This is a genomic window from Simiduia curdlanivorans, assembly GCF_030409605.1.
In the GTDB taxonomy this organism is placed as follows: domain Bacteria; phylum Pseudomonadota; class Gammaproteobacteria; order Pseudomonadales; family Cellvibrionaceae; genus Simiduia; species Simiduia curdlanivorans.
In genome coordinates, this window is sequence record NZ_JAUFQG010000004.1 from 636,034 (window position 1) to 662,980 (window position 26,947).

Below are 26,947 nucleotides of genomic sequence, written 5' to 3' on the forward strand. Positions count from 1 at the left end.
CGCCCAAATAGGCGCAGCCGAGATAGACCCAGGCTATGCCAGCAATCGATCAATCGCATGTAATAACGTCTCTAGCGCACCGCGGTTGGCGTTTGCCACCGACAGCGCGGCCTGCCCCTGCTGCTTATTTAAGGCCGGGTCAGTGAGCACTTGCACCACCGCGGCGGCGAGAGAATCGGCGTCTTTTACTACCATCATGGCCCCTGCCGCTTCGAGCAGGCGCGCCACCTCTGCAAAGTTAAATACATGCGGCCCACTGATAATCGGCTTGGCCCAAGCCGCCGGTTCAATCATGTTATGGCCGCCGCGCGGCACCAAGGAACCGCCAACAAACGCTAGGTCGCAGGCACCGTAAAATATCTGTAACTCTCCCATGGTGTCGCCAATCAGCACATCAAACTCGGCCGCAGCGCCAGCGCTTCGGCGCGCCGTGCGCCAGCCCTCGGCCTCACTCATGGCAGCGACTTGAGCAAAGCGCTCAGGATGACGCGGCACCAGCAACAAGCGCAAAGTTGGTAGCTGTTGCCGAGCCTGCCTAAAAGCCGCCAACAGCTGCTCATCCTCTCCGGCGTGGGTTGAAGCTGCCAGCCAAAGCTGCTGCCGCTCGGGCGCCCAGGCGGCGTGCAGCGCATTGGCAGAATCGCGCTGCATCTGCGTAAGGGTTAAATCAAACTTAATATTGCCGGTTATCACCAAGGCCGCAGGCGGAAGACCCAACGCCAGAAAGCGGTCGGCATCGGCCTGTTGTTGCGCGGCAATCGCGGTTAATCGTCGCAACATAGGCTGCGCGAGCCACGCCATGCGCGCATAGCCCTTGGCCGATTTTTCCGACAAGCGCGCATTCGCCAACAAGGTGGGAATGCCACGCTTGGCGCAGGCGGCGAGCAAATTCGGCCAGAGCTCGGTTTCCATCACAATCAGTAAGGCAGGACGAAACTGGCGGAAAAAGCGCCACCACACATCCGGTAAATCATAGGGTAGATAGACATGATCAACGCTCGCCCCGAGGCTTTGCCGCACCCGCTCTGAGCCCGTCGGCGTTGTGGTTGTCACCAGTAAACGGTGCTCGGGGTAACGCGCTTGCAGGGCGCGAATCATATCCAAGGCGGCGAGAGTTTCGCCCACCGATACCGCGTGCACCCAAATACTTTTAGCGCTGGGTTTATGCCCTGCCAAGGCAAAGCGCTCGCCCCAGCGCTGCGCGTAAGCCGGCGCCAGCTTGGCGCGCCAAAGCAGCCGCAAAGCCACAATAGGCAGGGCTAAATAAAGAACCAAAGTATAAATAACACGGGTCATAAAGAGGCATTCGGTGAAATAGACGGCAAGCATACCGAATCCCCAAGCCGCAGGCCAAGCATCGACCACCACAGCGCGGCAATTGCCGTATAATCGGCACAAATTACTAAGCGCAGCGCATCATGTCCAAGCACAGCAATGTTCTTCAATTCGACACAGTTGTCATCGGCGGCGGCATCGCCGGGCTGTGGCTGAGCAACCGGTTAAACAGCGCAGGCTATAACAATCTGCTGCTCGAGCAATCCGGCCTCGGCGATCAGCAGTCGGTGGCCTCTCAGGGCATGATTCACGGCGGCATGAAATACGCCCTCGCTGGCGCGCTCACCGGCGCCAGCGAAGCCATCGCCGACATGCCCAAACACTGGGCCGATTGCTTAGCGGGCCAGGGCGATGTGGACCTGCGCGGCGCCAGTGTACTGAGTCAACATTTTTATATGTGGGCCAGCCCAAGCGTCACCGCCAGAGTCACCACTTTTTTTGCCAGTAAAGCTCTGCGCGGCCGCGTGGATAATCTATCAGCCGATCAATACCCGCCACTACTGCAAGCGGCACAGCGTAAATTTGATGTCTATAAACTCGTGGATGTTGTACTTGATGTACCCAGTGTCGTGAAAACCTTGCGCAACAACTTGCCGCAAAATTGCCGCTTGATCGACTGGCAAAAGGCGCGCTTGGTGCGCACCGGTGACCGAGTGCACTTGGAGATTTCTAGCGCCGAGGGCGTGACCAAAATTTGCGCCCAACGTTTTATGTTTACTGCGGGCAAAGGCAATCAAGCGCTGCTCGAAAAAATTGACTGTCGCGCGCCAGAAATGCAAACCCGACCGCTGCAACAAGTAATGGTGAAACACAACTTGGGCTATGAGTTTTACGGCCACTGCTTAGGCACCGATAAAACCCCGCGCCTAACGATATCGAGCCACCCGACACAAGACGGCGAGATGGTTTGGTATTTGGGCGGCAGCCTGGCCGAAAAAGGTGTGGCGTTGAACGCTGAAGATTTAATTCAAGCCGCGCAGAAAGAGCTCGCGGAATTAATGCCCTGGATCGATCTATCGCAAGCGCAATGGGCCACCCTTAACATTGACCGAGCCGAGCCTAAGCAACATAATTTCGCCCGCCCCGACAAAGCCTTCACCGGCCGCGCCGAAGGTGTAAGCAACGTTTATGTGGGCTGGCCCACCAAGTTGACCCTAGCGCCGAACATGGCAGCCGAAATACTAGCCCAACTGCAAGCCGACCAGATTGCACCCAGCCATCGCCAAAGCGCCTGCGACTTTTTACCCGAGGCAACGCTGGCGCCAACGCCTTGGCAGCTGGCATTTGCTGCTAAAGGAGCATCATCATGAATTTGCGGCGCCTCGGTAGCACCGATATTTTTCTCAGCCCCTTGGGCTTGGGTACAGTCAAACTGGGCCGAGATCAAGGCGTGAAATACCCAACCGGGTTTACCATTCCCGACGATCAACAAGCCTTAAAGCTGATTAATCGAGCGCGGGAGCTGGGCATCAACCTCATCGACACGGCCCCCGCCTACGGCGAAAGTGAGAGCCGTTTAGGGCCGCTGCTGAAAGGCCAACGTCAAGACTGGGTTATCTGTTCAAAAGTTGGCGAAGAATTTCACCAAGGCCAATCGAGTTTTAATTTTAGCCCCGAGCACACACGCTTCAGCGTCGAGCGCAGTCTGCAGCGCTTGCACACCGACTGCATCGATATTCTGCTGGTGCACTCCAACGGTGACGACCAACACATCATCCAACATGTCGGCATTCTCGATCTGCTGGCCGATTTAAAAGCAGAGGGCAAAATTCGCGCCTTCGGCATGTCGACCAAAACCATTGAAGGCGGCCTATTAGCAGCGCAAACCTCCGATGCCGTGATGGTCACTTACAATCTCAATGAGCGCAGTGAACGCCCCGTGATCGATTATTGCGCTGCTCACAACAAGGGCGTGCTCATCAAAAAGGCGCTGGCCAGCGGCCATATTTGCCATACCAACGATAACGCAGCCACCGTAAACAGCACACCGGAACACAGAGATGCTCTCGCTGTAGATCCTATCGCCGCGAGCATGGAATTTGTATTGTCGACGCCCGGCGTCAGCAGCGCTATCGTCGGCACAATAAACCCCAAACACCTAGCGTTAAATGTGGAGAAAGCTCTGGCGGTACTTACGCCTGCTTGAGCGTGTTTAACGGTTAGGCACCGCAATATACAAACAGGCACAAGCAGACACAAACAAGTAGAAACAGGGCGCGAGTAGAAACTGATTAGAGCGCTAAATGTTTAATCGTCGACGAGCGCAATCGCAATATTAGGCCTTAGCAAAAACAGCAAACGCCTGCTCGATACAAATGGCGTGACGCCTGGCCAATGCCGGCTGATCGCGATCATAACCGCCGCCAATCACAGTGGCGATGGGAATACCCGCGCTTGCGGCCAAGCTCAATACGCTACGATCGCGCTCGGCAATACCCTGCAATGAGATATTCAATAACCCCAGCGGGTCGCCGGCAAATACATCCACGCCGGCATCGTACAAGATCAAGTCCGGCTTTACCTCTTCCAATAGCTGACTAAAGGTGTCTGCAACTACGGCTAGGTAGGCCGCATCTTCCATGCCCACCGGTAAATTTACATCCAAATCACTGCAGGCTTTGCGCGCTGGGAAATTTTTTTCACAGTGAATCGAACAGGTAAAAACCCGCGGCTCCTGCTCGAGAATACGCGCCGTGCCGTCGCCCTGATGGACATCCACATCAAAAATTAAAATGCGTTTGAGCGCGGTGTAGCGCAACAGCGCCAACGCGCTAATGGCCAAATCATTAAAAATGCAAAAGCCCGAGGCAAAATCTCGATGCGCATGGTGGGTGCCGCCGGCCAAATGGCAGGCCACACCGTGCTTTAACGCTAGATGCGCAGCCAAGAGCGTGCCCGCCGGTGAGATACAGGTGCGCCGCACCAAGCCCTCGCTCCAAGGCAACCCCATGCGCCGCTCTTGCTGCGCAGTGAAGCGGCCACCGATGAAGTCGCTCACGTAATTAGCACAATGGGCCAAGTTAATCAGTGCTTCTTTACAGCGTCCTGGTCGAAAAGTATGTTCAGATCCAGCCAAGCCCTGCTCCCGTAAATAACGGTGCAGCAAGCCAAACTTATCCATAGGAAAGCGATGCTGCACGGGGAATGCGTAACTGTAGGCAGGGTGTGTTACTAAGGGCACAAGCATAACTATGTCTACACTTCATTAAGAATCATAACCCGGTGACAAACAGCGCAAGCTAGTTAAGCCTGCGGACCAACAATACAAGTTATTGTTCAATCTTACATGAGTTAGGCTAATTAGCCGCCACCCAAACACGAGGAGCTAACGTGATTCCAAGAACCGTTTACGAAGCCGAACACGAGTTATTCCGCGATAGCGTGCGCAAATTTCTACAGGCCGAAGCCGTGCCCTTTCACGCCGAATGGGAAAAGCAGGGCCAGATCGATCGTGCGCTCTGGCACAAAGCCGGCGCACAGGGCTTTCTTTCCCCTACCGCACCCGAAGCCTACGGCGGCGTGGCAGTGGATTTTCGCTATAACGCCATTGTCGACGAGGAAATTGCCGGCCTCGGTTTAACCGGTATTGGCTGGGGTTTGCATTCGGATATCGCGGTGCCCTACATTTATCATTATGGTAGCGAGTTACTAAAACAGAAATACCTTCCCGGCTGCATCAGTGGCGATATTATCACCGCCATCGCCATGACAGAACCGGGCACAGGCTCAGACTTACAAGCGGTGAAAACCACGGCCATTTTGCACGGCGACCACTACCTGTTAAACGGCTCGAAAACCTTCATAACCAACGGTCAATTAGCAGACTTGATCATCGTGGTGGTGAAAACCGACCCCAGCGCTGGCGCTGCCGGCACCAGCCTGCTGTTAGTCGAGGCCAATAGCCCTGGCTTTACCAAGGGCAAAAACCTCGAAAAAGTTGGTATGAAAGCCCAAGACACCTCAGAATTATTTTTTCAGGATGTGAAAGTGCCGAAGGAAAACCTGCTCGGCGCGAGCGGCCAAGGTTTCGTCTACCTCATGCAAGAGCTACCGCAAGAGCGCCTATCGGTGGCGATCAATGCCATGGCCTCGGCCCAAGCCGTATTGCAGCACACGGTTAACTACGTGCAGGAGCGCAAAGCCTTCGGCAAAACCATTGCCTCCTTTCAAAACACACAGTTTGTATTAGCAGGCTTAAGTGCCGAGGTAACAGCACTGCAAGTGTTTGTCGACCGTTGCTTAGATTTACACATCAAGAGCCAGCTCGATGCCACTACGGCGGCAAAGGCCAAGCTCTTGGCAACAGATCTACAATGCAAGGTCGCCGACGAGTGCATGCAATTACACGGTGGCTACGGCTATATGTGGGAATACCCTGTCGCTCGCGCTTGGGCCGATGCCAGGGTGCAGAAAATTTACGCCGGCACCAATGAGATTATGAAACTGATTATCGCTCGGGATCTTTTAGGCAAATAAGCCTTGCCGCTTTCAAGCGCTAAGATGTTGCGCTACCCACTGCTGCAATTGCGGCAAGGGTAGCGCACCCGACAGTCGCGCCACCTCCTTACCGCCCTTAAATAACATCAGCGTGGGGATAGAACGTATACCATAGCGCGCACCTGCGGCCTGCTGCGCTTCTGTATCCACTTTTAAACAGCGAATACGAGGCTCAGCGCTTTGCGCAAACTCGGCATAAATAGGTGCGAAAGACACGCAGGGGCCACACCAAGGGGCCCAAAAATCCACCAGCACTGGCACACCGGAATTGCCAAGATGGCGCGCTAATCCACTCTCGGTGACCGCTATCGGCCGAGCCTGCATCAGGGGTTTTTTACATTTTGCACAAACCGGCTTTTCGCTTAAACGCGCCGCCTGAAACTGATTAATGGTTTCACAATCTGGGCAAACTAATCGAATTTTGTCAGTCATGTTATGCTCCACTCAGGCAATAGATTGGGGCGCTAGTTTGGAAAATCAAGCACCAGAAAAACAACAAGCACAGCCCACCTCGGCAGGCCAAACCCTGTATTTAGTGCTAGGCTTTAGTTGTGTAGGTTTGGCAGCATTGGGCGCAGCACTCCCGCTTCTACCCACCACACCCTTTGTATTATTGGCCGCGGGCTGCTTCGCCCGCTCCTCTAAACGTTGGCACGATTGGCTGGCCGGCACCAGGCTATTCGGGCCGCTATTAAAAAAATGGCAACGCAATCGCTGTATCGATAAACACGTAAAACGGATCGCCATCGGCTCCATACTGATATTCGGCACCAGCTCCCTGTTTATCATGTCATCCAATACGCTTCGCCTCATCGGCCTCATGCTGTTGCTCATTGGATTCATTGTCGTGTTGCGCTTAAAAACCTGTGCCGACTGTGAACTGTAAGACACCCAAGTCGGGTGTAACGCGTGTGATGTATTTGATGTAAAAGGACCTTGCGAACTCATGAAGACCGTCGGAATTTTTCTATTCAATAACATCGAACTTTTAGACTTCGCCGGCCCCTATGAAGTCTTTACCACTGCATCCCGCGTGGCAGAGCGCAACCAACAAAACCCACCCTTTAAAGTAATCACCCTTAGCAAAAACAGAAACCCCGTGATTGCCCGCGCCGGCCTGCCGTTACAAGCGGATTTTAGCCTTAAAGATCACCCGCCTATCGACCTTCTGCTTATTCCCGGTGGCGTGGTGGACGAACCGCTCAACGATGCTAGCTTCATTGCCTGGCTCGCCGCGCAGCGCATTAAAACCCCCTACATTGGCAGCATCTGCACCGGTGCGTTCATACTCGCCAAGGCCGGCCTACTAAACGGCCTAGAAGCGACAACACATTGGGAAGACATAGAACAGCTAAGCGCGTGCTTCCCTGCGGTAAAGGTATTAAGTCAACGGCGCTTTATCGATCACGACCACACCATTACATCGGCGGGCATAGCGGCCGGCATCGACATGAGCTTGCACCTAGTCGCAAAACTTAGCGGGCCAGCACTCGCCGAGAAAACCGCAAAACAGATGGAATACCCATGGCAACGCGCCAGCGAGAGGAAATGAACATGGCTTATAACGAAGCCCTAGCCAACAGAGTTAGAAGCTACTTAACACACCACCCAAGTTACCAAGAAAAAAAGATGTTCGGCGGGCTGGCCATGATGCTCAACGGCAACATGTGCTGCGGCGTGGTTGGCGAAGAGCTCATGGCCAGAGTTGGACCAGACAGATACGAAGATAGCCTAAGGGTTGAATACGTACGCCAAATGGATTTTACCGGCAAGCCACTCAGGGGGATGGTATACATTGCCGCCGCCGGCGTGAGTAAAGAAGACGAGCTAGCCATATGGGTGGGTTTAAGTGAAGCATTCGCACTTAGCCTACCGCCGAAGTAAAACCTCATCTAATCTTTAAAAAAATATTTTCTTTACCCTCTTGCGCCGCTAAAAAGAAGGCATATATTTATGGGTGCCAACAAGATGTTGGTAACAAAAGGCGCAGTAACCCCTGACGCCTTTCTGCCTATCCAGGAGATAGAAATGGCTAAAACCCCGAGTGGCAACAAAGCGGCTCCAACTGCTGTTTCAAAAGTTCCCGCTAAGCCTGCAAAACCAGCTGCTGGCAAAGTAGCAACCCCTGCAAAAAGTGCACCTGCTAAAAAGGGCAAGTAAATCCCCAGCGGTTTAACCGCGCAATAGTCTTAGAGGTGAAGTAGAACTTACTTTGCCTCTATTTCACCGAACTCTGACCCAGATTCAACAATCTTTGCGTTGGCCAAATAAGCCAACGTAAGATGAGCGCCATAGAAAACTTCACTAAATACTTACTTAGCCGAGGCTATTGTGGAGAGCTTAGTACCAACCTCAAACACCCCATGGTTAAGTTGGCGGCTTTTTTGGTAAAAAAAGGTGACATCTTTTGTCATCTCCGCCTGCTTTAACTTGTTACATTCTCGAACATAGCACCGTTCCTTTTTCGGCATTAGTTTGTTTGGTTGAAATATCGCATTTTAAATGCTGTATCGTCATTCTCGGTGACAATCCAACAGACTTACCTTGCCAGAACGTTACGGACGAATCATGAATAATTGAACATACTTTCCATGAAAAGACGCTATCAACTAAAAGGTGAGGTGAGAAAAATGCGCGTCAGCAGGTAACAGAAACCTGCCTTCTTCATCAGCAAAAACCTCTTGATAAGTATCGGGGCAGCCCTCCGCCGTTTTTTGGCCAACTTAAACGCGCAGCTTTGCTAGTCATTCCCGGCACAAGCTTACCGCCATTTATAAGCACACCATCAATTTTCGGTGCACGCATTTCAGCATGTGGATTAATTGCGCACGCCGTTATAAAAAATGTAACGGCTAGCGATATTACTGTTTTCATAGCTTTGGAATATTACGCCATATTAAGCAATCTGCCCTACCATGCAAAATAACTACCCACCTACATTCAGCCTGGAGGCGTTGTCTTTCTTCCAGGTCACCGCCACAAAAATAATCAATAAGGCCGTACTGATTTCAAAAAAGCTGAAAAACAGATAATAAAGCGTGCCGCCCATATACACGGTAAAGCTCTGGATGCCGCCCGACAGGGTTGCAGCCACGATATTCAGATACCTGTTGAACTTATAGGCCAGGTACCGGGACAGCACGATCATAATCATCGGTATCTGCATGATCACCGAAAACGCCAGCAGGAATTACTCTGTGATCTTCATGCTGCCCACCTCGCCGGACAGAAACAGGTTCAACATTTTGGCGTCATGCAGACTGAACACATCGCAATAGATGTAATTTACCGTTAAGAAAATCCATAAAACGGATAAAAGCTTTTTTCTATCACCATCCCATTCAAACATTCCACTATCTCCCAGTTATGATTCTGTTAAGGAACCTCTGAATAACTCTGGTGCCTCAGCGGGACAGAACGTCCTGGAGCTGACGGCAGAAGCCGGAAATATGACCGCCGGATAATCAGAGAAAAGCATCGGAAAACAGGTCGGATTACCGAAACCCTTCTTACAAAATCTCAGCAAGCCGCCCGATTCAGACTACCGCGCTGCCATCACAAAATCGATCAGATAATTCCAAAACTACAATCACCTGTTTTTTATGGCGCGCACCTTGGCGATGTCGCCCAGAAATATCTGCAACGCATCCAGCTCTTTCTGTGGCAGATCTTTGTCCAGCAAGTCGAGTTGCCTTATGACAACCTCAAGCGCCTCGGCCAAATGACCGATCTGCTTGCCGTAGCTGCCGACGTTCTGCAACACATCGTGCTCAACCTCCGGCCGTGAAGATGAACCTAAATTAACGGTAAAAAAACTGAACCCCCAATTCGGAAGAATAGATTGACTTAAACTGTTCGGCGCCAACGGAATACTGACATGACTCATGATTTTCCCTCAATGTTTACCGGTTAATTGATTCATTATAGAAGCCATAATCCAGCCGCAAAAACCAGCAATTTTCCACTAGAGCAACTGAAACCAGCCTACGCTCGCAGAGGATATCCTCCATTCGCATTAAACCACTGTATTTACCTAAGTCATTACCATGAGCTTCGCGCACTCGTTCGCCTTCGAAAAACTACACATCAGTTTTGACATCACTCAAACGTAATATTCAGCAGTCAGAATATCTGCGTCTTATAGACATACCGCCTGCGCACCGCCACCGGAAGTCCGATTCATTGAGAGGGAAACACCATGAAAAAGATGCTATTTAGCCTAGTAGCTTCAACGCTGCTGGCTGTGAACTGCGCCGCTGTTTATGCCGCAGACAAACCCAAGAACAACAACGACCACCGGTCAAAGGCCAGCGAACGCGCTGATCATGACCACAAACAGGACAATCGTGACCACAAGAAAGACCATCACAAAAACAAACACAAACACAAGCAGCGCTATGTGGAAGTGCAACTGCTGAGCTTTAACGATTACCACGGCCACATTAAAACTGACGCCGTCGGCTTTGGCGCCACCGAAGGGGGTGGTGAATACCTGGCTGCCAAGCTGGCTGAATTGCGCGAAGGTAAAAAGTACAGCTTCACCCTTGCCGCCGGCGACCTGATTGGCGGTTCGCCCGCCTTTTCCGGCCTGTTTCACGACGAGCCGGCAGTGGAGTCTCTGAACGCCATGGGCCTGGACTTTTCCGGCGTGGGCAACCACGAATTCGATGAGGGCGTCGAGGAGTTGCTGCGCATGCAAAACGGTGGCTGCCACCCACAAGACGGCTGCTACTTTGCCGACCAACCCTTTGCCGGCGCCGACTTCAAGTGGCTATCGGCCAACGTGATCAGCGAATACGACGCCACCACCACCCCACTGCCGGGCTATTGGATCAAAAAGGTCAAAGGCGTCAAGATCGGCTTTATCGGCATGACCCTGGAAGCCACCGACAGCATTGTGGCGGCGCAAGGTATCGAAGGCTGGAATTTTTATGACGAAGCCCAGACCGCCAACAACCTGGTTCCCATCCTTAAGGACAAGGGCGTAGAAGCTATCGTCGTATTGCTGCACGAAGGTGGCAACCAGAACCCGGCGCCGGGCGACTATAACGTCTGCGAAAATTTTGCAGGCCCGGTAGCCGCCATCAACGCTGCGCTGGACCCAGCAATTGACGTGCTGATCACCGGACACACCCACCAGCCCTACAACTGCCGCCTACCCGACAGCTCGGGTGTCGACCGCATCGTCACCTCGGCCTACCAGTATGGCCGCGTGGTAACCGAAGTCTCCTTGGTGCTGGACCGCAAAACCAGGGATGTGGTGCGCAGCAAAAGCAGCGCCTACAACCACGCCGTCTTGCGCGAAACACTCACTCCCGACCCGGCCGTGTCTGCCGTGATTGCAAAATGGCAGCCGCTGTACGACGGCGTCGCCAATGACGTGATGGGCAGCATCAGCGCCGACATCAATCGCGCCGGCACGCCCCCCGGCGCCGATCGCGGCAGCGAATCCGCCGCCGGCAACTTGGTGGCCGACGCCCAGCGCTGGGCCAGCCAGGACTTCGGCAGCCAGATCGCCTTCATGAACCCGGGCGGCGTGCGCGCCGACCTGGTGTACGCCCAAGCCGGCACTGAGGGCGACGGCAATGTCACCTTCGGCGAGGCCTTTACCTTCCAGCCCTTTAACAACGGCCTAGACGTGCTAACCCTGACCGGCGAGCAGATCGTTGCGCTGCTCCAGCAACAATGCCAGCCCATCGCCGCCCCCGGCGACCGCGCTTTCCTGCACCTAGGTGTATCTCAGGGCTTTAGCTACGACCTGTTCAAGGAATTTGCCGCAGACGGCAGCTGCACCGCCATCATCAGTAACGTCCGCCTGAATGGCGAACCGCTGGACCCCTACGCCAATTACCGGGTAGCGGTGAACAGCTTTCTGGCCGACGGCGGCGATAACTTTACCGTCTTTAAAGAGGCTTCAAGCCGCATCAGCTGGGGCCTGGATCTGGATGCCCTGACCAGCTACCTGAAGCAAAACAGCCCGGTTGCACCGCCATCTACTGATCGGGTGAATGAGCTTAACTGATCTAGGTCGGTAGTGCTGGCAGGCTCACGTGTTGAGTCAAACAAAAATTCGCAGAACTGTCAGGTTCTGCGAATTTTTTAGCTTCTCAGGCTCTGTTGGACTTCGGAAAATTGGGGCGCTTTGACAATCCTTACATTGCACCAAGGTCGGCCACATAAAGAACTAGCGTAGGCCAAATAACAATACCAGACGCTGTCACCTCACTTACGCTCACAGATACTCAACGTTCTAGATTTTGCTATTGCAGGCACTTAACGCTTTGCTAATTGGCTGCCGCAGCGCAGCGTAGGCAGTCCAGTGGAGGCCACGCTTTTTGTGGCCGGAACGAAATTAAGCAATTTGTTAAATTGCATTTGGTTTCAACCCGATGTCAGAACACACTTCGGGTAAAATCTTTTCTGTGAGACCTGCAGGAAGGCGCTCCAATTTTGGAAGTGCTAGTTGCCGCTGATCAGCATCTTCGCCAGTCGTTATTGTTTCAATCCAAGGCTTAAAGAAAGACACTCTGGAATACACTTCCACTACACCGTACTTCCCGATATCGCCGCCTTCAACTCTGGAGCTAATGCCGAGTAAGTGGCTCGTACCGTCAATAGTCAGATAGGCTGGGCCGCCACTATCGCCCCCACCAGAAACACCTTCGTGTGGTAAAGCTGCATCATCTCTGTCAAATTTGAATTTTAATAGCGGCCCCTCTGCTTGTTCGATTCGATTTTCGGCTTTTCGTAAAACTCCGCCATTTTCATAATTATCAACCGTTTGTCCGGTTAGCCCATTTCCAGTGCCGCCAACACCGATAAACCATATTATCTTGCCAACTTCATCTGTTTTTTCATACAAACTCGCCGGTTCTACATCCTTTATTTGATTTACTAATTTTATTAACGCAATGTCGTGACTTTTACCTGGTTGATAATCTTTATGAACAAAGACACTTTCCACTTTGTGGTAGCCATTATTTAGACCGATGTAGCTACCAGAATTAATACAGAAAGTTGCGTGAGCGGCAGTCACAATCCAATCAGGCTTAATTAATGTGCCATGAGCCCCATCAACATACAGTGTTGCTAATGGTGCAAAATCTGCAGAGTCAGCAAGATATTTTTTGTCATCAACATCATGACGGACCACAATTGCTGAAGCCGATAAGCTTGAAATTATTAATAAAAAAGACAGAAATATACGCATGACTTCCCTATGCAATTTAACGTCCGTAACAGCCGAGAACGTAGCGAGTCGGCTGCTTGCGCTTGTTAACCCCCGATTTTTTGCTCGACAATTTCAACCCATGTTTCATCTGCGGGCTTAGTATAACTGCAGCTAGAAGCATAAAGGATTCCATTTTTCTCGTTAGCAAATATAACGTAATTTACACCGGGCACATAGTCATAGCTGCAGCCGCATATTTTATCCCGTTTTACTGTGACATTTTTAGAGCCTTTGCCTTTGATATATCTCTCTACTTCAAATGCAGTTGAAAAGTCCACTATCGAACTTTCTTCTCCTTTTTTGGAATATACTGTTTTTACAGTAGTAATTGCTTCAGCAATAATTATATGACTTGCTCTATTTAAAGAGAGGTCTAGTGCATCAACACTTGAATTTTTACTCTTTTCAGCATCGGCAAATTCAAGCCGGCAGCTAGTAGCGTAACTTGATGACGAGAATGTGAAAATCAAAAGAAGAACTATAACTTTCATAGAGGTTAACGCCCGGTTTAGGGGCGGCCGGAGCAAAGCGTAGGCCGTCCCAGCCGCATGTTTTTTATGCGGCGAACCTACAACCGCTTGTTATTTGCCGCCGGTTTGCACTTGCTACAACGCACTTAGCGGAGCAACGCGAAGCCAGAGGCCATTTATTTGGGTAAGAATACCTTACCTGAACACTTTTGGAACCCACTTAGGGCAAACCACGAACGAGGCATGCAACACGCCTTGCGCGGCGAACCAACTATTAGCACAGGGAAAGAAACTGCGGACTTTGATGCAGCACATTCCTTGATGCCGGCATGCCGATTTGGTGGCACACTTTTGAATTCAAAACTTTAACTCAATTACGGTAGAAAAAAGGTAAGGCTCAATAACGCCGGTGGCAAGGGCGAGGCGCGATTAGCGCCGAGTCCAGCAGCGATAGCTGCGAGCTTGGCCACCCTTGTTAAAGTTGCGATCTGCCGCGCTAACAACAGAGTACGTTGTGGAGCGCAAGCGAAACCGTAACCACTAGTTTTACCCGCAAGAATGCCACACGAGACAAACCTACGAAACTTAAATTTTACGACGGGAGGAACTGCGATATTGACGCGGCACACTCCCTGATACCGATCTCTTAACTCTTGCACGATTCCGCTTACTAGAACCGAAACTTTCCTAAAAGGCAGAGCACATTAACGCCGTGGTTTGGGGCGGCGCAGCGACAGCGTAGCCGTCCCGCACCGCGTTTTTTGCGGTGCTTACAACACCACCTTGTTATTTGCCGCCGGTTTGCACTTGCTACTACGCACTTAGCCGAGCAACGCGAAGCCAGAGGCCATTAATTTGGGTAAGAATACCTTACTTGAACACTTTTGGAACCCACTTAGGGCAAACCAAGAACGAGGCATGCAATACGCGTTGCGCGGCGAACTAACTATTAGCACAGGGAAAGAAACTGCGGATTTGGGGCAGCACATTCCTTGATGCTGGCATGCCGACTTACTGGCACACTTTAGAATAACTTACTGAAGCCAAAACAAACTTAAAAAAAGGTAAGGCGAAATAACGCCCGGTTTAGGCGCGGCTGGAGCGAAGCGTAAGCCGTCGCAGCCGCACGTTTTTTGTGCGGCGAGCCTACAACCGCTTGTTATTTGCCGCCGGTTTGCACCTGCTACAACGCACTTAGCGGAGCAACTGCGAAGCCAGAGGCCATTTATTTGGGTAAGAATACCTTACCTGAACACTTTTGGAACCCACTTAGGGCACACCACGATATAGGCATGCAACACGCCTTGCGCGGCGAACCTACTATGGGCACCAAGAACGGAACTACTGAACTACGAAGCAGCACATTCCTTGATGCCGGCATGCCGATTTGGTGGCACACTTTTGAATTCAAAACTTTAACTCAATTACGGTAGAAAAAAGGTAAGGCTCAATAACGCCGTGGTTTGGGGCGGCGCAGCGACAGCGTAGCCGTCCCGCACCGCGTTTTTTGCGGTGCTTACAACACCACCTTGTTATTTGCCGCCGGTTTGCATTTGCTACAACGTACTTAGCGGAGCAACGCGAAGCCAGAGGCCATTAATTTGGGTAAGAATACCTTACTTGAAACCTTTTGGAACCCACTTAGGGCAACCCACGATGTAGGCATGCAACACGCCTTGCGCGGCGAACCAACTATTAGCACAGGGAAAGAAACTGCGGACTTTGATGCAGCACATTCCTTGATGCTGGCATGCCGACTTACTGGCACACTTTTGAATAACTTACTGAACCCAAAACAAACTTAAAAAAGGTAAGGCTCAATAACAGTTTTATTCTGCAGCGGCCGCTTGCTTTCACATCATGATCAGTCATGACATGGAACTTCATAAGCCACTAACAATATTGGATTTTTTTACGACAAGCACCGACGTACCAGCGAAACCATTTAACACATGCCAAGTTTTGGCAGCATATATTTCATAGAATTGCTTTCACTTGTCACCGTATCTTATTGATTTTGCGTATTTTTACCACACTTCCGGTATATGTAGCCAGAAAAAAGTTAAGCCTAAGCTGCTGAAAAATCGGTTTCCAGTGGAATGTTTCGCGAACAACAACTACTGTATATAAATACAGACAAATTATACTCGGAGAATTAGCATGGACGCGATGGACGATATTCAAGTTTACGTTGCTGAAAAGCCTATTAAATTTATTGACCAGCTAAGGCATTTTATTCGTTTTCACAACCTTGCATACACCACTGAAAAAACCTACATCCAATGGGCAATACGGTTTATTCGATTCCACAAAAACAAGCACCCTAAAGACATGAATAACGCTGAAATAGAAGCGTTTCTTAGTTACTTGGCGGTGACAAATGGAAGCTCTGTAAACACGCAAAAGATTGCATTAAACGCTATTCTGTTTATGTTTAACCGTTTTTTACAGAAGACCATCGTCAATTTAGACTTTTCTTACGCTAAGCAATCTGTTCGGATTCCAGTGGTTCTGTCGCAGCGCGAGGCGAAATCGCTGATTGACGCTGCTAAAGAACCCTTCAAATTAATGTTTACCATAATGTATGGCTCTGGTCTTCGAATCGCTGAGGTTTTGAGTTTACGCATCTTAGATATTGATTTTGAAAATCAGATTCTTATTGTCAGACAAGGCAAAGGCAGGAAGGACAGAGCCTGCATATTACCCCAAGCGTGTTGCGAGCAAATGCAGGTGCAAATCGATAAAGTGACTAAGCTACATAGCTATGATACCGCTAACGGCCATGGAAGGGTTTATATGCCTAATGCGCTTAGTAAAAAATTTCCTAAGGCTGCAGGCGAAGCAAAATGGCAGTTTATTTTTCCCTCCAGTCGCGTCGGCCCCTGCCCTCGCACAGGAGAGATACGCAGACATCACTTACATCAAACAGCAGTCAGTAAGCACTTGAGAGGATTAGTGAGGCAACTGGCCATACCTAAATATATTACATGTCATACGTTTAGGCATAGTTTTGCAACGAGGCTTCTTGAGCGGGGCTATGATTTGAGAACCATACAAGAACAGCTTGGTCACGCGGATGTAAAAACTACTGAAATTTACACCCATGTGGTGAAACGAGGTAAGTCCGGTGTTATTAGCCCCGTAGACTAGAAACGCGCACCAGCGACAATTGATTCGCAGTAGCGCAGCATAACTCTATCACCAGAAGCTACACGCTTACTCCTTTTCCTGCGCCTGTATCTTTTTTACAATGGCGGTTGTCGATACGTTCTCAAAAAAACTAAGTACTTGGACTTTGCCGCCGTAGGCTTTAACAATTTCATGACCGACCACTTGTGCTTCGGTGTAATCCCCACCTTTTACCAGTACATCAGGTTTTATTATGTTTAATAGCCGCTCGGGCGTGTCGTCATTGTAATACATTACCCAGTCAACGGCTTCTAGCCCTGCTAGCACTGCCATGCGCCGATCAACCGGGTTAATGGGTCGACCAGGGCCTTTCAAACGCGATACCGATTCATCTGAATTAATGGCAACAATAAGTCTATCGCCCAGTGCGCGAGTATCTTCCAAGTAACCCACATGGCCGGCGTGGATGATGTCGAAGCAGCCGTTGGTGAATACGATTTTTTCGCCGTGGGCTCGCGCCTCTTCTACGGCCATTAGTAGTTGGTCTTCGCTGAGCACGCCGCGCTCACTACCCTGCTCCGTTTTTACCGCACGACGCAATTCTGGTGCACTCACCGTTGCCGTGCCTAACTTGCCTACAACAATACCGGCGGCTAAATTTGCTAGGGCGACAGATTGCGGCAAGGCTTCGCCTGCGGCGAGGCTCGCCGCTAATACAGAAATAACAGTATCCCCGGCACCGGTAACATCGAAAACTTCCCTCGCTCTTGCCGGCAAATGCAATTCCGGTTGGCCTTCTCGCAATAGCGTCATGCCGTGTTCACCGCGGGTTACCAACAGCGCTTGTAGCGATAGTGATTTCAGCAGTGCTAGCCCTTTGTCCACCAATTCTTGCTCGGTTTTACACTCGCCCACCACGGTTTCAAATTCATGTAAATTTGGCGTCATGAGTGTTGCGTTTTTGTAGCGATAGAAGTCAGCACCTTTTGGGTCTACCAAAACCGGGACATTATGTGCGTTTGCAATGGCGATTAGGGTTTGAACATTTTGCAAACTGCCTTTAGCGTAGTCCGATAAAATCACAGCGCCCATATGCGGTACAATTTTCTCCGCCTTATTGGCAAATTCACAACTATCTTCAAGTGCAAAAGATTTTTCGAAATCCATACGCAGTAGTTGCTGATGCCGACTGATAATCCGAAGCTTGGTTATAGTCGGCTTATTACTAACAACCTGAAAATCGGTGTGAATATGCGCGGCATTTAGCCGTGTTTCTAACGCCTTACCTGCTTCGTCATTGCCGATAATGCCAATCAGAGATGCGCCCGCTCCCAATGCGGCAATATTCAACGCAACGTTACCTGCTCCACCTGGCCGGTCTTCTACCTGTTCAACTTTTACCACCGGCACAGGTGCTTCCGGCGAAATACGATTGGTGCCACCATGCCAATAGCGATCGAGCATGACATCGCCTATAACCAGCACTTGGGATTGATTGAATTGTGGCATGGTGAGAAGCATGGCTTTCCTCTGAATCTTACTCATTTATTCAGTTTCTTCTTCGAATTGCATAGCGTGTAACTTAGCGTAATAGCCACGCAACGCAATAAGGCTTTGATGGTTACCCTGTTCAACAATTTTTCCGGCATCCATCACTACGATATGATGTGCGTTTTCAATCGTCGTCAGGCGATGTGCAATAACTAAGGTGGTGCGATTCTTCATCACGGCTTCTAACGCTTCTTGTATGCCTCTCTCAGATTCGGTATCTAAGGCCGAGGTTGCCTCATCAAGAATTAACAGCGGCGCATCTTTTAACAGTGCACGCGCAATTGCTAAGCGCTGGCGTTGACCGCCGGAAAGTCGAACGCCGTCCTCACCGATTAATGTTTGCAGCCCCTCTGGCATATCATTGATAAACTCAAGCGCATGGGCGGCTTTAGCTGCGGCAACAACGGCCTCTTCAGGTGCATCACTTAAAGTACCGTAGGCAATGTTGTTATACACAGTGTCATTAAATAAGGTGACCTGTTGGCTGACTAAAGCAATTTGATCGCGCAGACTGGCCAAGGTGTAATCCTGAATCGGCACATCGTCGAGTAGAATGTCGCCATCCGCATGTTGATAGAAACGCGGGATTAAGCTTGCCAAGGTGGTTTTACCACTACCTGAGCGCCCCACTAAGGCAACGGTTTGCCCCGGCTTAATATGTAAATTAATATCCTTGAGCACGGCATTTTCGCCGTCATAAGAGAAGTTTAAATGTTTGATATTTAATTCGCCGCGCACCCGCGTTGTCACATGGCTGCCTGAATCCACTTCGACCTTTTCATCGAGCTGCATAAAAATCGTATTAGCCGCAGCGATGCCCTTTTGAATGGTGGAGTTAACTTCACTTAACTGCCGAACCGGCTTAGGCATTAAACCCGCCGCAGTAATATAAGCGACAAAGGCACCAGGGTCTGATGTACCCATATAGGTAAGCGCGAGGAACATGACAAAGCCCATGGCGCCGGCAACTAAAAACTGAATCACCGGTGTATTGATGGCACTGGTGGTCACGATTTTTAGATTTTGCTTGGTGTTTTTTGTACTTGCATCATCAAAGCGCTTTGATTCGTAGGCTTGGCCACCGAAGGAGCGCATAACGCGATAGCCGTTAATCATTTCCGAAGCAATATGAGTTACATCGCCCATAGAGCCCTGCACTTTTGCCGATAGACGACGCAGTCTTAAACCTACCTGCCACACAAGCACGCCTATAAGGGGCCCAACACCAAGAAAAATTAAGGTCAGCTTCCAGTCTTGATAGAATAAGTAACCCAGTAAACCAATCACGGTAAAGCCTTCACGCACAATAACTTTAAATGCCTCTGTTGCCGCTCCAGTCACCTGAGTAACATTGAAGGTAATGCGTGAAATTAAATGGCCGGAATTATTATTATCAAAATAATAACCGGGCATTTTTGTCAGTTGATTAAACAGTTGCGTGCGCAGCGTGTGAACAATAGCTAAAGAAACGCGCGAGCTGTAGTAGCTGCCGATAAAGTGACCGAGGCCGCGAACCGCAAAAATCGACATGAGCCAAACCGGAATAAGCCAACGGTCCGACGGATCGTTTTTCGGAATGGCGTTGATTAAATACTCCATAAGCACAGCAAACGCCGGCTGAGAGCCAGCAAAGATGATAAAACCTAAGATGCTGAGGGAAAAGTAGAACCAGTAAGGTTTTACGTAACTTAATAACCGTAAATAGACTTGGCCGGCTGTCTGAAACTGCTGTTCATCGAGGCTGGCGGCCACGTCTTTGTTTTTCTTTGAGCTCATAAGATGGGCATCTATTTTTTAAACAGAGGTTATTCTAACACGTTAGCACTAAATGCCAGCTACTAAGGCGGCTAGGCCCACGCGCCATGATTTTAGCGGGCGCCCTAGGCGCTCAGCCAAATGCGCGCAACCCAACGCTGAAAAGTTAGGCCGCTGTGCAATGGGTGAAGTTGTCGACGCTATCCACTGCGCCTGCGTTGTCGCGACCAGCGCGTACGCTGATCCAACCCTAGCCTGTAGGATTAATTCATCGACAATAGCTTGAGCCAGTTGGAACCGACTCACGGCTTCGTTACCGCTTAAGTGGTACAGGCCGCCTTCGGCGCCTGCCAACAATTCCGGCACCAGGGCCCATACCACCTCGGCGATATGGCCGGCATAGGTGGGCGAACCGAATTGGTCGGTCGCGACCTGTAGAATCTTGCCCTGCAGGGCTTGGTTAGCTATTTGCTGACCCATGTTGCGGGCAAACTCACTAAACACCCAGCTCACCCGCAGGACGAGATTAGCCGGCACGCTAAGCGCAGCCTGCTCACCTAGATACTTACTCTGCCCATAAAAATTAACCGGGCCGGGCGCTTCTGCTTCTAGGTAGGGTTGCTCAGTGCTAAGGGCAGGCTTTCCAGGAAATACGTAATCAGTGGAGAAATGCACCAGCGGAATATGTAACCGCGCGCAGGTGTTAACTATTTCTTCCACGGCGAGTGCATTAATACGCTGCGCTAGGGCGGTTTCGCTTTCCGCTTTATCGACCTGGTTGTAGGCGACGCAGTTAATCACTAAATTCGCCGCACTTTGGTCAAGGTAGGCAGAGATAGCACCCGGCACTAGAAAGTCCACCTCGCTATGGGATGGCGTTAGTACGCGATAGGCGCTAGGCAATTGGCTTAACAACGCCTGCCCTACTTGACCTGTGGCACCTAAAATAACTATTTGCATTGGCTTAATGGTGCAGCGATAAGCATGACATCTATGTTCCCATGGACACTGAAAACGTGTCTAAACAGTCCGCGTCGTAAAAATCTGTGTGCCCGTTTATTCAATAAGCTCAGCTAACGGATGAAAAGGGCAATTAATTAATGAGCCTGCGCTAATACGCGCTGGCGCAGGCCTTGGTAGGTCAACCCTAGCCGACACTCGCGCCAGTATTGCTGCAGAAAATACTCGGTATCGGCCACGTCTAAAAATTTTAACCCGCCCATAAAGCAGGCTAAATCGTTGACGCTGGCGATCGCGGCTCGCCACTGAAAAGATAAGTGTTCAAGGTGATCAAATTTGGCGCGCAGTTGCACCGGGTCTACCAATACATTAACCGGGTGCAGATTGTGGTGTGACAAACGGCTGTTGTGTAGTTGCACTATGTGATTGGCCAACAACTGCAACAAAGACTGGCGTTCAACCAGGCTTTTCTCTGGCCACATTTTTTGCAGCTCTTGCGCGCCAATAAATTCACTTTGCGTTTGAATTAACAAAACCGCACGCCAACATTGGCTGGCGGGAATTTTTTCTTCGGCGTAGCAAACCGCCGACGTCGCTTGCACCTGCCGCGCTTCGCACAAGAGGTGATTGTGATAAAGCTCGCGCAACTTTGGCTCGCTTTGCAGCAACCAACCTTTGCGCTGCAATTGGTTTTGACTGATGATCACGCGGAACGTCATCGGCTTTTCTTGTGCATCGAGAATTTCAATGAAGCCGGTTTTGCGCTCAGATAACCCCTGCGCTGGCGAGAAAGCCACTGCTCGAGCCACCCAATCCCATAACCTCGCGGCATCTTGAAGATGCTGATGCTTTAGAGCTGGCAGTAAAAAGTCAGCGCAATGAAACATAATGCCTCGCAGTTATTTGCCGCTTTTGGCGGTGGCTTCGATGATGTCTGATGCCTTGTGGGCCAAAGAATAGATGTCGCGACTATCGGTAAACTCCAGTGCGTTTATACCCCAAGCGAGACGATCATCCGACACCAAAGCCTGCGCCAAAAGCCGATTAAACTCTTGTTGGTCATAGGGATAATTCGCCACAAGCCCAGCCTTACCGGCCTTAACAAGTGGCGCGTAACCACAGGTGGTGGTGGCTAACACCGGCAAGCCGGCGGCCATGGCTTCAAGCAACACGGTGGCGGTCATGTCTTGGTGCGCTGGGTGCACCAAAAGATCGGCACTCTGCATAAAGGTAGGTACATCTTCTCGACCGCCGAAAAACACCATCTGCCCCGCCACCCCGAGTGCCGCCGCTTTCGCTACATACTCGTCGGGCTTGTCGTTACCCACCACCCATAAGCGCACGCGCTCGCGCACCGGCGAGGGCAAGGCAGCAACGGCATCCACCAAACGTTCCAAGCCTTGGCGTTTAAAACGGGTCATGACCGCCAACAACACTAAGGCATCGGGCTTTAGCTGCTGCTTTTTGCGGAATTCCATTTTGTAGAGTTCACTGGCGGCATCGGCTTTGCGATCTCGGGTCACACTCGGCGGCAGCAAATGCATGCGCTTTACCGCGGGCGGAAATTGGTTGGCAAAGATGGCGCGCTGGGCGCCGGACATGAGCAGAATTTGGGTTTTGCTGGCTGCGCCAAACACGGCATCTTCGCAATCCGACCAGAACTTATACGCCGCGCTCATTTTGTAAACCCAATTGCGCGACTCGGCCACCTGCGCTTTGTAGCAACCCTCGGTCACCAAACACACATCTAAACCCGGCATTTTATTAAAGCCGACCAACAGCTGCAGCGGGTACTTTTGCCGATGAGCATGCACCCAGCGCTGAAAAAACTCGTTGCGCTGCTCCGGTACTTTGCTCTTTACCGGCACCTGAACATAGTGCAACTCTTCCGGCTTTTCACCCACCCACTTCATACTATATAGGCGCACTTTATGGCCACGGCGCGACAGTTCGCGGGCAATATTCAAACAGTGACGAGCGTGCCCTTCGTAGGGAGCGTACTGGTAAATGGTGATTCCAATTTCCATTAGTAACTTGGGCACTCATCTAAAAAAATTTAAAGGGCGCGCTAGTTCAATAACGCGCCCTTGATGTTTAGCAGAGCTGCATAAATTTGCCAGCGCTGCGCAAGGTTCACTAGCCCGCCACGGGCGCCAGCCACTCTGGGTGTTTATTGCCTACGCCTTTGACCGAATCAAAATACATGGCTTGTAACACAGTGGTGATGGGGCCGCGTTTGCCGGCGCCAATGATCCGGCCGTCGTGTTCGCGAATAGGCAATACTTCGGCGGCGGTGCCGGTAAAGAAAGCCTCGTCTGCAATATACACTTCGTCGCGGGTAAGGCGCTTTTCTTTGATGGTGTAACCCGCTTCGGCCGCCAGTTTAAAAATGGTATTGCGAGTGATGCCGTCTAAACAGGAGGTCAATTCCGGCGTGTAAATGACGCCATCGCGCACCATGAAAAAGTTCTCGCCGCTGCCTTCGGCTACGTAACCTTCGTTATCGAGCAGCAAGGCTTCTTCACAGCCGCATTCAATGGCTTCGCGCAAGGCCAGCATCGAGTTGATGTAGTTGCCGTTGGCCTTGGCCTTACACATGCTGATATTCACATGGTGGCGGGTGTAGCTGGAGGTGCGAATTTTGATGCCTTGTTCGCGCGCTTCGGGCGACATGTAGGAAGGCCATTCCCATGCGGCTACCATGACGTGGGTTTCCAGCTTATCGGCGCGCAAGCCCATGCCTTCGCTGCCCAAAAATGCCATGGGGCGCAGGTAGGCTTCCTTTAAATTATTTTCCCGCACCACGAGTTTCTGCGCTTCGTTGAGCTGCTCTTTGCTGAAGGGCATGTTCATTTTCATGATATGAGCCGAGCGACACCAGCGGTCTGTGTGCTCTTGCAAACGAAAAATAGCGGTGCCGTGGCTTTCGGTGTTGTAGGCGCGCACGCCTTCGAACACACCCATGCCGTAATGTAATGTGTGGGTGAGAACGTGAACTTTGGCTTCGCGCCAAGGGATTAATTCACCGTCTAACCAGATAACGCCGTCGCGGTCGGCAAAATTCATAGCCTACTCCTACTCTGTCTAAACCCCGCCTACGGGGATGGGTGACGGACCCAACAGTCGTTGCCAAATGGCTTCAACTTCAGTGCGCTCTGGGCGGAATTGGCTGTCATCAAGGGTTACGCTTTGGCGTTGTAGCGCCAGCGCATGCCCCATTGATCGGTAGGCTTTGTAGGCTCTAATCAAGCTAGCCACATCTTCAGTGGCCATTAGATTTGCGTCTTCGAGACAGCCGAGTATGCGAATGTTATCCGAGTATCGCACCAGTGCCGGCACTTGGTGGGCCCAAGCTAAAGCCGCGTATTGAACCATAAATTCAATATCGACGATACCTCCCGCATCCTGCTTCAGGTGGAAGCCGGCTTTGTTGCCCGAACCGAGGCTTGTGCGCATTTTTTCGCGCATAGTGACCACATCTTCGGCAAGTTTGGGTAAATCGCGCGGCACACATAGCAGCGCTAATCGCAGCTGCTCGAACTTTTGCGCCAGCTCGCCATTGCCGCACACCACGCGGCCGCGCACCAAGGCCTGCTGCTCCCAGGTCCAGGCCTCGCCGCGCTGGTATTTTTCGAAGGCATTGAGGGAGGTGACCAGCATGCCCGAGTTACCCGAGGGCCGCAGGCGCATGTCCACTTCATACAATTGCCCAGACACGGTTTGGGTATTGAGGATGTGAATCATCTTCTGGCCCATGCGGGTATAGAAGGTTTGGTTGTCGATACTGCGCTCGCCGTCGGTCTGGCCATTGATATCGGTGTCGTGCACGAACACCAGATCTAAATCCGAGCCATGACCCAGCTCGATACCACCCAGCTTGCCGTAACCCACCACGATAAACTCGGCCGTCTCAGCCAGTAGGCTTGGATCTGAAGATTGGCTCGGATAGCCGTGACGCGCCACCATCATCTCCCAGGTGAGCTGCTGCACATACTCCAACACGGCTTCGGCCAGCCAGGTTAAGTAATCACTCACTTTCATCAGCGGTAAGACGCCAGCAACTTCACTGGCAGCGACTCGCAAACCGTGCGCCATGCGAAAATAGCGCAGCGCCTCCATTTGCGCCTCTAAATCATCGCGGTTAATGCGCAGCGTTGCCTGCCGCAGTTCATCGGCCAGTTGCGCCCTGTCGGGCGGGCTGTACAGGCTGCGCGGATCGATGAGTTCATCCAGCAGGGCCGGGTGCTTACTGAGCTGGTCGGCAATCCACTCGCTCGCAGCGCAGAGTTTTACCAACTGTGCCAGCGCGGCGGGGTTTTCGATCAGTAGCACCAAGTAGGCCGAGCGCCTGAGTACCGCCGTGACTAAATGCAACACTCGCTGCAAGCTTGCGGCCTTGGCCGACTCCTGTTCTATCATCGCCATTAGCCGGGGCATAAAGCGATCGAAGCGATCCCGGCCGCTGGCCTGCATCATACTGAGCGCGCGCTGGCTGTAGAGATCCTTGAGGTGCTTATAAACGTTGGCTGGGTCGTCAAAGTTGCGCTCCGCCAGCCAGGCCTCGGCGCTGGGCTGGTCGGGAATATCGGCTAAAAAACCCTGCCATTGCACAATATCCGACTCTTCCGCCGCCTCGGCTTCGCCATCTGGGTCGGCAATAACGGCCTTAAATTCTTGGTGCACTAGCTGCCTGTGTTGCTCTAAGGTTTGATAGAAGCTGTCCCAGGATTCAAACCCCATCACCCAGGCAAAGCGCGCTTGGAGGGCCGGCTCCATGGGCAAAGATTGAGTTTGTTTATCGGCAAGGGCTTGGATGGCGTGCTCGGTGTGGCGCAAGAATTCGTAGGCGCGACTCAAGGCTTGTTGCGAAGCTAGGGGTATCAATTCCCACTCTGCCAACAAGGCAAGCAATGGTAAAACCCGCCGCTCGCGCAGCTGCTCATCGCGGCCGCCGCGAATCAGTTGAAACGCTTGACCGATAAATTCCACTTCGCGAATGCCGCCGGCACCCAGCTTTACATCCTCCTGCAAACCCTTGCGATGCACTTCGCGGCTGATCATGGTTTTCATGCTGCGCAGTGAATCAAAAGCGGAAAAATCCACATACTTTCGGTAGGTAAAGGGCGTTAACAACGCCATTAGTTTGTCCGCCGCCTGTGCTCCGCCCTGCCCCACCCAGGCCACAGGCCGCGCTTTGATCATGGCGAAGCGCTCCCAATCTCGACCCTGGGTTTGATAGTAGTCTTCAATGGCGTTGAAGTTAGACACCAGCGCGCCCGAATCGCCGTGTGGGCGCAAGCGCATGTCGATGCGAAAACAAAATCCATCGACCGTAACGGTATCCAAACTTTTTATTAGGCGCTGGCCTAGCTTAAGAAAAAACTGTTGGTTGTCGATGGGTTTTCTACCGCTATCCTCCGCTGAAAATTGCGTTTCACCAGATTCCGGAAAGGCAAAAATCAAGTCGATATCGGAGGAGAGGTTTAATTCCCACGCACCCAGTTTGCCCATGCCCAACACCACCATAGCCTGGGGTAGGCCAGACTGACGCCCGACCGGCGTGCCGAACTGCTGGCATAATTTCGGGTAGTGCCAGGCCAATGCGACCTCGATTAAGTGCGATGCCAGCTCAGTTAAATCGGCGGTAGATTCGGCCACGCTAGCAAGGCCATTAAATTCGCGCAAAATAATGCGCAGCTGTTGCTGCTGGCGAAATTGGCGTAGCAAGCGATTAAAGTCGTCTTCGGTTTCATCGCCACTAAGTCGTTCTACAACTTGGCTTTTAAAGGGCGAGCGCGCAGCGTTCGCACTTTGCATTAATTCAGCCAACCACTCGGGATGATTTTGTAGCTGTTGCGCTGCGTAGTCGCTGGCCAATAAGAGCCGAGCCAATTGCAGGCGCTCAACGTCTGCCAGTGCCTCGGCACCAGCAATGCCTGTTAGCGATGAAGTGATGATTTTGGCAAGCGATGGCGGCAGCGCGGAAATATTGGCGAGCGGTAAATCTGACATAGCCTTC

At 51.4% G+C, this 26,947-nt stretch carries 22 protein-coding genes and 1 pseudogene; 9 read left to right on the top strand and 14 right to left on the bottom strand.

The annotated features are described in order from the left end of the window. Positions 1-33: 33 nt before the first annotated feature. Positions 34-1,296 (bottom strand): lipid IV(A) 3-deoxy-D-manno-octulosonic acid transferase, encoded by a 1,263-nt coding sequence (gene waaA / locus QWY82_RS02965; protein WP_290263421.1) that lies wholly within the window; start codon positions 1,294-1,296, stop codon positions 34-36. Between the two features lie 122 nt (positions 1,297-1,418). On the opposite strand from waaA, the gene QWY82_RS02970 reads away from it, so the two are divergent. Together QWY82_RS02970 and QWY82_RS02975 are read left to right on the top strand one after the other, a co-directional pair. Then, on the top strand, positions 1,419-2,645 hold the full coding sequence (locus QWY82_RS02970) for an FAD-dependent oxidoreductase (RefSeq protein WP_290259753.1): 1,227 nt from the start codon (positions 1,419-1,421) through the stop codon (positions 2,643-2,645). Then, positions 2,642-3,481 (top strand): aldo/keto reductase, encoded by an 840-nt coding sequence (locus tag QWY82_RS02975; protein WP_290259755.1) that lies wholly within the window; start codon positions 2,642-2,644, stop codon positions 3,479-3,481. The genes QWY82_RS02970 and QWY82_RS02975 overlap by 4 nt, the downstream gene beginning before the upstream one ends. A gap of 129 nt (positions 3,482-3,610) precedes the next feature. On the opposite strand, the gene QWY82_RS02980 is transcribed toward QWY82_RS02975, so the two are convergent. Further along, complete coding sequence (locus QWY82_RS02980; protein ID WP_290259757.1) at positions 3,611-4,522, bottom strand: histone deacetylase family protein; 912 nt, start codon at positions 4,520-4,522, stop codon at positions 3,611-3,613. A 143-nt stretch (positions 4,523-4,665) separates the two neighbouring features. Here QWY82_RS02980 and QWY82_RS02985 point away from each other — a divergent pair, with 143 nt between their 5' ends. Then, the gene (locus QWY82_RS02985) at positions 4,666-5,811 is read left to right on the top strand and encodes an acyl-CoA dehydrogenase family protein (RefSeq protein ID WP_290259759.1); all 1,146 of its coding nucleotides are present in this window, start codon (positions 4,666-4,668) and stop codon (positions 5,809-5,811) included. A 12-nt stretch (positions 5,812-5,823) separates the two neighbouring features. Here the strand turns inward: QWY82_RS02985 and trxC are convergent, their stop codons facing one another. Beyond that, positions 5,824-6,264 carry a thioredoxin TrxC gene (gene trxC / locus QWY82_RS02990; RefSeq protein ID WP_290259761.1) on the bottom strand — a complete coding sequence of 147 codons (441 nt, stop codon included), beginning with the start codon at positions 6,262-6,264 and terminating at the stop codon, positions 5,824-5,826. A 37-nt stretch (positions 6,265-6,301) separates the two neighbouring features. Here trxC and QWY82_RS02995 point away from each other — a divergent pair, with 37 nt between their 5' ends. The 4 genes from QWY82_RS02995 to QWY82_RS03010 all read left to right on the top strand — a co-directional run bounded on the left by QWY82_RS02995 (position 6,302) and on the right by QWY82_RS03010 (position 7,992). Beyond that, positions 6,302-6,718, top strand: coding sequence for a YbaN family protein (locus tag QWY82_RS02995; RefSeq protein ID WP_290259763.1), 417 nt, complete (start codon positions 6,302-6,304; stop codon positions 6,716-6,718). A gap of 60 nt (positions 6,719-6,778) precedes the next feature. Beyond that, a complete protein-coding gene (locus tag QWY82_RS03000; protein ID WP_290259765.1) occupies positions 6,779-7,384 on the top strand; it encodes a DJ-1/PfpI family protein in 606 nt (201 codons plus the stop codon). Then, complete coding sequence (locus tag QWY82_RS03005) at positions 7,357-7,716, top strand: TfoX/Sxy family protein (RefSeq protein WP_290259767.1); 360 nt, start codon at positions 7,357-7,359, stop codon at positions 7,714-7,716. Before QWY82_RS03000 ends, QWY82_RS03005 begins: the two co-directional genes overlap by 28 nt. A 69-nt stretch (positions 7,717-7,785) precedes the next feature. Further along, on the top strand, positions 7,786-7,992 hold the full coding sequence (locus QWY82_RS03010) for a hypothetical protein (RefSeq protein WP_290259770.1): 207 nt from the start codon (positions 7,786-7,788) through the stop codon (positions 7,990-7,992). A 766-nt stretch (positions 7,993-8,758) separates the two neighbouring features. On the opposite strand, the pseudogene QWY82_RS03015 reads toward QWY82_RS03010, so the two are convergent. Both QWY82_RS03015 and QWY82_RS03020 read right to left on the bottom strand, forming a co-directional pair. Then, positions 8,759-9,181: pseudogene (locus QWY82_RS03015) on the bottom strand (DUF6326 family protein). Positions 9,182-9,421: 240 nt separating this feature from the next. Continuing rightward, the gene (locus QWY82_RS03020) at positions 9,422-9,718 is read right to left on the bottom strand and encodes a hypothetical protein (RefSeq protein ID WP_290259772.1); all 297 of its coding nucleotides are present in this window, start codon (positions 9,716-9,718) and stop codon (positions 9,422-9,424) included. A 312-nt stretch (positions 9,719-10,030) separates the two neighbouring features. Between QWY82_RS03020 and QWY82_RS03025 the strand changes: the two genes are divergently transcribed. Continuing rightward, positions 10,031-11,854 (top strand): bifunctional metallophosphatase/5'-nucleotidase, encoded by a 1,824-nt coding sequence (locus QWY82_RS03025; RefSeq protein WP_290259773.1) that lies wholly within the window; start codon positions 10,031-10,033, stop codon positions 11,852-11,854. 342 nt (positions 11,855-12,196) lie between these two features. Here the strand turns inward: QWY82_RS03025 and QWY82_RS03030 are convergent, their stop codons facing one another. Further along, the gene (locus QWY82_RS03030; RefSeq protein ID WP_290259774.1) at positions 12,197-13,042 is read right to left on the bottom strand and encodes a trypsin-like serine protease; all 846 of its coding nucleotides are present in this window, start codon (positions 13,040-13,042) and stop codon (positions 12,197-12,199) included. 65 nt (positions 13,043-13,107) lie between these two features. Next, the gene (locus QWY82_RS03035) at positions 13,108-13,554 is read right to left on the bottom strand and encodes a hypothetical protein (protein ID WP_290259775.1); all 447 of its coding nucleotides are present in this window, start codon (positions 13,552-13,554) and stop codon (positions 13,108-13,110) included. A 2,139-nt stretch (positions 13,555-15,693) separates the two neighbouring features. On the opposite strand from QWY82_RS03035, the gene QWY82_RS03040 reads away from it, so the two are divergent. Next, positions 15,694-16,683 carry an integron integrase gene (locus QWY82_RS03040; protein WP_290259776.1) on the top strand — a complete coding sequence of 330 codons (990 nt, stop codon included), beginning with the start codon at positions 15,694-15,696 and terminating at the stop codon, positions 16,681-16,683. Between the two features lie 66 nt (positions 16,684-16,749). On the opposite strand, the gene hldE is transcribed toward QWY82_RS03040, so the two are convergent. The 7 genes from hldE to glnE all read right to left on the bottom strand — a co-directional run bounded on the left by hldE (position 16,750) and on the right by glnE (position 26,940). After that, the gene (gene hldE / locus QWY82_RS03045; protein WP_290263422.1) at positions 16,750-18,183 is read right to left on the bottom strand and encodes a bifunctional D-glycero-beta-D-manno-heptose-7-phosphate kinase/D-glycero-beta-D-manno-heptose 1-phosphate adenylyltransferase HldE; all 1,434 of its coding nucleotides are present in this window, start codon (positions 18,181-18,183) and stop codon (positions 16,750-16,752) included. 24 nt (positions 18,184-18,207) lie between these two features. Further along, complete coding sequence (msbA, locus tag QWY82_RS03050; protein WP_290259777.1) at positions 18,208-19,989, bottom strand: lipid A export permease/ATP-binding protein MsbA; 1,782 nt, start codon at positions 19,987-19,989, stop codon at positions 18,208-18,210. 48 nt (positions 19,990-20,037) lie between these two features. Then, complete coding sequence (gene rfbD / locus QWY82_RS03055) at positions 20,038-20,928, bottom strand: dTDP-4-dehydrorhamnose reductase (protein WP_290259779.1); 891 nt, start codon at positions 20,926-20,928, stop codon at positions 20,038-20,040. A 137-nt stretch (positions 20,929-21,065) separates the two neighbouring features. Then, positions 21,066-21,815, bottom strand: a complete 750-nt coding sequence (locus tag QWY82_RS03060) for a lipopolysaccharide kinase InaA family protein (protein ID WP_290259781.1) — start codon at positions 21,813-21,815, stop codon at positions 21,066-21,068. Positions 21,816-21,827: 12 nt separating this feature from the next. After that, positions 21,828-22,955: a glycosyltransferase family 4 protein gene (locus QWY82_RS03065; RefSeq protein ID WP_290259783.1), complete on the bottom strand. Its 1,128-nt coding sequence runs from the start codon at positions 22,953-22,955 to the stop codon at positions 21,828-21,830. A gap of 109 nt (positions 22,956-23,064) precedes the next feature. Next, entirely contained in the window at positions 23,065-23,994 is a 930-nt protein-coding gene (locus QWY82_RS03070; RefSeq protein ID WP_290259784.1) for a branched-chain amino acid transaminase, read from the bottom strand. Between the two features lie 18 nt (positions 23,995-24,012). Then, positions 24,013-26,940 (bottom strand): bifunctional [glutamate--ammonia ligase]-adenylyl-L-tyrosine phosphorylase/[glutamate--ammonia-ligase] adenylyltransferase, encoded by a 2,928-nt coding sequence (gene glnE, locus QWY82_RS03075; protein ID WP_290259786.1) that lies wholly within the window; start codon positions 26,938-26,940, stop codon positions 24,013-24,015. Positions 26,941-26,947: the final 7 nt, after the last annotated feature.

Coding starts and splice junctions, on each gene's coding strand:
- waaA (WP_290263421.1), bottom strand. CDS start 1,296: ATGACCCGTGTTATTTATACTTTGGTTCTTTATTTAGCCCTGCCTATT.
- QWY82_RS02970 (WP_290259753.1), top strand. CDS start 1,419: ATGTCCAAGCACAGCAATGTTCTTCAATTCGACACAGTTGTCATCGGC.
- QWY82_RS02975 (WP_290259755.1), top strand. CDS start 2,642: ATGAATTTGCGGCGCCTCGGTAGCACCGATATTTTTCTCAGCCCCTTG.
- QWY82_RS02980 (WP_290259757.1), bottom strand. CDS start 4,522: ATGCTTGTGCCCTTAGTAACACACCCTGCCTACAGTTACGCATTCCCC.
- trxC (WP_290259761.1), bottom strand. CDS start 6,264: ATGACTGACAAAATTCGATTAGTTTGCCCAGATTGTGAAACCATTAAT.
- QWY82_RS03000 (WP_290259765.1), top strand. CDS start 6,779: ATGAAGACCGTCGGAATTTTTCTATTCAATAACATCGAACTTTTAGAC.
- QWY82_RS03005 (WP_290259767.1), top strand. CDS start 7,357: ATGGCAACGCGCCAGCGAGAGGAAATGAACATGGCTTATAACGAAGCC.
- QWY82_RS03010 (WP_290259770.1), top strand. CDS start 7,786: ATGGGTGCCAACAAGATGTTGGTAACAAAAGGCGCAGTAACCCCTGAC.
- QWY82_RS03020 (WP_290259772.1), bottom strand. CDS start 9,718: ATGAGTCATGTCAGTATTCCGTTGGCGCCGAACAGTTTAAGTCAATCT.
- QWY82_RS03025 (WP_290259773.1), top strand. CDS start 10,031: ATGAAAAAGATGCTATTTAGCCTAGTAGCTTCAACGCTGCTGGCTGTG.
- QWY82_RS03030 (WP_290259774.1), bottom strand. CDS start 13,042: ATGCGTATATTTCTGTCTTTTTTATTAATAATTTCAAGCTTATCGGCT.
- QWY82_RS03035 (WP_290259775.1), bottom strand. CDS start 13,554: ATGAAAGTTATAGTTCTTCTTTTGATTTTCACATTCTCGTCATCAAGT.
- QWY82_RS03040 (WP_290259776.1), top strand. CDS start 15,694: ATGGACGCGATGGACGATATTCAAGTTTACGTTGCTGAAAAGCCTATT.
- hldE (WP_290263422.1), bottom strand. CDS start 18,183: ATGCTTCTCACCATGCCACAATTCAATCAATCCCAAGTGCTGGTTATA.
- msbA (WP_290259777.1), bottom strand. CDS start 19,989: ATGAGCTCAAAGAAAAACAAAGACGTGGCCGCCAGCCTCGATGAACAG.
- rfbD (WP_290259779.1), bottom strand. CDS start 20,928: ATGCAAATAGTTATTTTAGGTGCCACAGGTCAAGTAGGGCAGGCGTTG.
- QWY82_RS03060 (WP_290259781.1), bottom strand. CDS start 21,815: ATGTTTCATTGCGCTGACTTTTTACTGCCAGCTCTAAAGCATCAGCAT.
- QWY82_RS03065 (WP_290259783.1), bottom strand. CDS start 22,955: ATGGAAATTGGAATCACCATTTACCAGTACGCTCCCTACGAAGGGCAC.
- QWY82_RS03070 (WP_290259784.1), bottom strand. CDS start 23,994: ATGAATTTTGCCGACCGCGACGGCGTTATCTGGTTAGACGGTGAATTA.
- glnE (WP_290259786.1), bottom strand. CDS start 26,940: ATGTCAGATTTACCGCTCGCCAATATTTCCGCGCTGCCGCCATCGCTT.